This window comes from Oleiphilus sp. HI0061 (genome assembly GCF_001635675.1).
The window spans coordinates 1-1,161 of record NZ_LWFE01001829.1; the positions used below are offsets into that span (position 1 = coordinate 1).

At 45.8% G+C, this 1,161-nt stretch carries 1 protein-coding gene; it reads left to right on the forward strand.

Annotation, left to right across the window (positions count from 1 at the left end):
- Positions 1–1,161, forward strand: a 1,161-nt coding sequence (gene ccoG / locus A3735_RS27810) for a cytochrome c oxidase accessory protein CcoG (RefSeq protein WP_068639064.1), incomplete at both ends; no start/stop codon positions are given.

The following is a 1,161-nucleotide window of genomic DNA, read 5'->3' on the forward strand; positions in this document are numbered from 1 at the left end:
AATTTCATTTATTTGGTGCCGTCTTCTGGCCTCAGGACTTTACCTTACTGGCTTTTGCATTAATTATTTGCGCCTTTGGTCTGTTCTTTATTACCTCTCTTTTTGGTCGTGTTTGGTGTGGCTATAGTTGCCCGCAAACGGTTTGGTCATTTATGTTTATGTGGCTTGAGGATTTGTTTGAAGGAAGCCGAAACAAGCGAATCAAGTTGGATAAAAACAAGTGGGATCTTGAAAAACTGATTAAGAAAAGCGCTAAGCACTTAAGCTGGCTGGCATTAGCTTTTGCGACCGGGCTTACCTTTGTTGGTTATTTTTATCCGATTAGAGAATTGATTGCTGATGTTTTTACGCTGTCTGTTGTCAGCGGGTGGGCGATATTCTGGGTTGGCTTTTTTACGGTAGCAACCTACATCAATGCTGGTTGGATGCGTGAGCAAGTGTGTATCTATATGTGCCCTTATGCACGCTTTCAGTCCGTAATGTTTAATGAGAATACCATGATCGTCGGCTACGACAAGGCGCGCGGAGAACCGAGAGGCAAGCCTTCTCGGGCGCAGCCAAAGTCGAGCCTGGGAGCCTGTGTCGACTGCAGTTTATGTGTGCAGGTTTGCCCGACCGGTATCGATATTCGTGATGGTCTTCAGTATGAATGCATTGGCTGTGCCTTGTGTGTGGATGCTTGCGACAGTGTGATGAACAAGCTTAAGTATGAGACCGGGCTAATTCGCTACGCTTCTGAAAAAGAATTTGAACAAGGTGAGCGCCCGAAAATGATTGATAGCCGTTCAATAGGCTATGGTGTTCTGATGCTGGTGGTTGTTGGGGTGTTCTCATCCTTCCTGATCACTCGGCCTTTAGCTGAGCTTTCAGTGTTAAGGGATCGGGGTGCATTATATTACGAAAACGGTATGGGGATGATTGAGAATAACTTCACCTTGAAACTGGTGAATAAGCTTGAGACGCCAGTGAGCTACCGCCTGTCAGTTGAAGGTGATATCGCGCTGAATATGTCAGTGAACACAGTGGAAGCGGGGCCAGGAGAGTTAAAGGAAGTGCCTGTAACTGTTGAAGTATCACCCGATGTAATTAAGACGGCTAACAATGCCATCACTTTTAAGGTTCAGTCTGCATCGAATCCTGATTTGCATGCTGATGCTAGCA